At 71.1% G+C, this 3,976-nt stretch carries 4 protein-coding genes; 2 read left to right on the forward strand and 2 right to left on the reverse strand.

Annotated features, from left to right (window positions below; genetic code table 11):
- Positions 1-875: SDR family NAD(P)-dependent oxidoreductase (locus IJH84_RS16175; protein ID WP_295145887.1), on the forward strand; the 875-nt coding region annotated here is incomplete at its 5' end.
- A 120-nt stretch (positions 876-995) separates the two neighbouring features.
- Entirely contained in the window at positions 996-1,544 is a 549-nt protein-coding gene (locus IJH84_RS16180; RefSeq protein WP_200070426.1) for a TetR/AcrR family transcriptional regulator, read from the forward strand.
- 4 nt (positions 1,545-1,548) lie between these two features.
- On the opposite strand, the gene IJH84_RS16185 is transcribed toward IJH84_RS16180, so the two are convergent.
- Together IJH84_RS16185 and IJH84_RS16190 are read right to left on the reverse strand one after the other, a co-directional pair.
- A complete protein-coding gene (locus tag IJH84_RS16185; protein WP_200070425.1) occupies positions 1,549-2,556 on the reverse strand; it encodes a cytochrome d ubiquinol oxidase subunit II in 1,008 nt (335 codons plus the stop codon).
- Positions 2,553-3,872 carry a cytochrome ubiquinol oxidase subunit I gene (locus IJH84_RS16190; RefSeq protein WP_295145888.1) on the reverse strand — a complete coding sequence of 440 codons (1,320 nt, stop codon included), beginning with the start codon at positions 3,870-3,872 and terminating at the stop codon, positions 2,553-2,555. Before IJH84_RS16190 ends, IJH84_RS16185 begins: the two co-directional genes overlap by 4 nt.
- Positions 3,873-3,976: the final 104 nt, after the last annotated feature.

The raw sequence follows: 3,976 nt of genomic DNA on the forward strand, positions 1-3,976 counted from the left end.
AGCTGGCCGAGCTCAGCCAGGGCGCCCTGCCCGAGGACGTCGTAGACGACCTGGTGCGGCGTGCGAACGGCGGCACGATCCCGGACGAGGACGTTCCGGACGACCGGCCCGCCTGGCAGGAACGGATCACGCCGGGCCGCTTCGAGGGCCGGACCGTGATCGTCACCGGTGCCGGTTCCGGCATCGGCAGGGCCACCACGTCCCGGGTGGCCAGGGAAGGCGGGCGAGTGGTCGCGGTGGACATCTCCGCCGACCGGCTGGCCGAGATCGCCGAGCTGCCGGACGTGGTGACCGTGCAGGCCGACCTCACCGACCCCGGCCACACCGAGCGGATCCTGGAAGCCGCCGGCGAGCGGATCGACGGGCTGGCCAACGTCGCGGGCGTGGTCGACGACTTCAGCCCGATCCACGAAGTCTCCGACGAGGTCTGGGAGCGGATCTTCGCGATCAACGTGGACGGGGTGTTCCGGCTGACCCGCGCGGTCGTGCCCGCGATGCTCGCGGCCGGGAGCGGTTCGATCGTCAACGTCGCCTCCGAAGCCGCGCTGCGCGGATCGGCCGCGGGCGTCGCCTACACCGCCTCGAAGCACGCCGTCGTCGGCATCACGCGCAGTGCGGCGTTCATGTACGGGCCACAGGGAGTGCGGGTCAACGCGGTCGCGCCCGGTGGTGTCGCCACCGGCATCGGCGGCGGCATCGGCAGCGGCGAGATGTCCGAGTTCGGGCGGGGGCGCGTCCGCGATTTCGTGGCGCTGATGCCGTCGGTCGCCACCGCGCAGCAGCTCGCCGCCTCGATCAGCTTCCTGCTCAGCGATGACGGGGTGAACATCTCCGGGGCGGTGGTGCCGTCCGACGGCGGCTGGTCGGCGCAGTGACGTTCGGGTGCGGACGCTCGGGTGCGGCGACGTTCGGGCCCACCAACGTTCGGCTCGGCAACATGCGGGGCGCGGCGGCTCCCGGCCGTGCGCGGCCGGTGATCGCCTAGCCTGGCGGACATGCCCCGACCCGGTACCGCGCTGCCAGCGGCGATCCACGCGGCCGCGACCCGGTTGTTCCAGGAACGCGGATTCGCCGGGACCACCGTGCGGGAGATCGCGGCCGCGGCCGGTGCCGACCCGGCGCTGGTGATCCGCCACTTCGGCAGCAAGGAACTGCTGTTCCTGGAGACCATGCACCTGACGCTGGACGACGAGCCGCTGCTGGACGTGCCGCTGGAACAGCTCGGGGAGAAGTTCGTCGAGCTGCTGCTGGACCTGCAGCACGAGTCCGGCGGCGTGTTCGTGGCGCTGCTGCGCGGCAGCAACGAACCGCACATCGCCGACCGGCTCAAGGCCACCCACGAAGGCACGTTCGTCGAACCGCTGCGCGCCCGGTTGTCCGGGCCGGACGCGGACCTGCGCGCCCGGCTCGCGGGATCGCTGCTGGCGGGGCTGTTGTACGGGCTGCTGGTGGTCGGTGACGAGCGGCTGCTGGCCGCCGACCGCGGTGAGCTGGTGTCCCGGTACGGCGCCTTGCTGCAGGACCTGCTAACTCCGCGGGCCTGAGCGCTCAGGTCCGGGACCGCCGCGGGGATCGCTGGAACAGCACGAACATCCACAGCAGCGAAGGCACCAGCAGAACCGCTCCCACCGCCGAGGAGATCAGCGCCGCCAGCAGCACCGACGGGTTCGCCGCGGCCATCCGGATCGTGGTGTCCGGCAGCAGCACCAGCGGATATTGCGCGACCGCCCATCCCCACAGCAGTGCGGTGACCGCGAGCGCGGCCGCGACCCGGCAGGCCACGTAGCGCCGGATCAGCAGCAGCGCCAAGGAGGCCACCCCGGTCACGACCGAGACGATGATGATCGGCAGACCGGGCCCGATCAGCCCCCGGTAGAGCACCGGCGCGTCGGCGTGCAGCACGGCGATGCCCGCGAGCGCTACGACTCCGGTGACCGCCGCGGTCACCAGCGCCTTCGCGCGGAACGCGGTGGCGAGGTCGTCGGCGCCTTCGCGCACCGCGTCCGCGCACAGGTAGACCGCGGCCAGATACGCCGCGGCCGCGACCGCCAGCACCCCGCCCAGCATCGAGGTCGGGTTGATCCAGCTCGTGATGATGTCGCCCTGCGCGATGCCCAGCGACGCGCGCCCGGACGCGATCCCGCCGGCGACGGTGCCCAGGAAGAACGGCGTGAGCACCGACGAGAGCGCGAACACGGAGCCGTAGGCGCGCCGCTGCGCGGTCGCGGTGCTGGCCTTGCGGAACGCGAAGGCGGAACCGCGCGCGATGATGCCCAGCGCCACCAGCGTCAACGGGATGTACATGGTGGACGAGACGGAGGCGAACACGGCGGGGAACCCACTCCAGCAGAGCACGATCACGAAGATCAGCCACACGTGGTTGGCCTCCCACACCGGACCGATCGAGTGGTCGATCAGCTCCCGCTGCCGGGAGCCGTACCGGCTCCGGCCGGTCAGCAGCGCCCACCAGCCCGCGCCGAAGTCGGCGCCACCGAGCAGGACGTAGGCGGTCAGCGCCACCCACATCGTCCCGATCAGCAGGTTCGCGAGGATCATGGCGCGTCCGAGTCCTGGCCGAGCGGCACCTTCGCCAGCCTGCGCAGCACGTACACGCTGGTGATCGTGAGCACCAGGTAGACCGCCAGCACCGCCAGCAGCCCCACCACGAGACCCGGCACCGGCGAAACGGCGTCCTCGGTGCGCATGTGGCCCCACACGATCCACGGCTGCCTGCCGACCTCGGTGGTGATCCACCCGGATTCCACCGCGATCGGGGCGGCCACCCCGGCGAGGGCCGCGCCCGCGAAGAACCAGCTCGAACGCGGCAGGTTCCGGCGCCGCCACCACGTGATCGCGAACCAGACCCCGAGCGCCAGCAGCGCGAACCCGATCGCCACCATGATCTGGAACGACCAGTGCACGATGTTGACCGGCGGGCGGTCGGCCGCTGGGAACTCCGCGAGCCCGATGATCGTGGCGCCCGGATCCCAGTGCGCCAGCAGCGACAGCCCGTCGGGGATCTCCAGCGCGTAGTGCATCTCGCCGTCGCGGTAGACCCCGCCGACGTGCAGCGGGACTCCGCTGGCCGTGCGGTACACGCCCTCGATCGCGGCGAGCTTCGCGGGCTGGTTCGTCGCGAGGAACTTCGCCGCCCAGTCACCGACTCCGATCTGCACCGGGGCGAGCACGGCGCCCACGGTGAACGGCAGCCGGAAACCCAGCCGGTGGTAGCGGTCGTTGCGGCCGCGCAGGATCGCCACCGCGTAGACGGCGGCCATGCCGAAACCCGCCACCATGAACGCGGCGATGATCATGTGCACGGTCTGCGGCCAGGCGGCCGGGTTGAACATCGCCGCCCACGGGTCGACCTGCACGACCCGGCCGTCGTCGACGTCGAACCCGCGCGGCTGGTTCATCCAGGCGTTCGCGGTGACCACGAAGAACGCCGAGGCGACCCCGGCGATGCAGATCGGGACGGCGGTGAGCATGTGCACGCGGGGCGGCAACCGGTCCCACGCGTACAGGTAGATCCCGAGGAAGATCGCCTCGATGAAGAACGCGAAGCCCTCGAGGGTGAACGGCAGCCCGATGACTTCGCCGTAGGTGTACATCATCCCCGGCCACAGCAACCCCATCTCGAAGCTCAGGATGGTGCCGGAGACCGCTCCCACGGCGAACAGCACACCCATCGCCCTGGCCCACCGGTGCGCGAGCAGGCGGTAGGTGGGGTCGTCGTAGCGGTGACCGCGCCATTCGGCGATGAGCGTGATCGCGGGCATCCCCACCCCGAAGCAGGCGATCACGATGTGCCAGCCGAGCGAGAACCCCATCTGCGTGCGGGCCGCGGCCAGATCGGCGCCGGCACGGTACATCCTCCCATGGAATGCTTCAGCGAAGCGATATTGGCATACGCGCGCAAGCTGGGCTTCAGAGGATAGGAAAATGCCGGGAATCGTAATTGCGCTGGGGGGTAACG

Source organism: Saccharopolyspora sp. (genome assembly GCF_017434145.1).
Taxonomy (GTDB): domain Bacteria; phylum Actinomycetota; class Actinomycetes; order Mycobacteriales; family Pseudonocardiaceae; genus Saccharopolyspora_C; species Saccharopolyspora_C galaxeae.

Excerpts from the sequence above, each read along its gene's own strand:
- IJH84_RS16180 (WP_200070426.1), top strand. The coding sequence starts at position 996 with ATGCCCCGACCCGGTACCGCGCTGCCAGCGGCGATCCACGCGGCCGCG.
- IJH84_RS16185 (WP_200070425.1), bottom strand. The coding sequence starts at position 2,556 with ATGATCCTCGCGAACCTGCTGATCGGGACGATGTGGGTGGCGCTGACC.
- IJH84_RS16190 (WP_295145888.1), bottom strand. The coding sequence starts at position 3,872 with ATGTACCGTGCCGGCGCCGATCTGGCCGCGGCCCGCACGCAGATGGGG.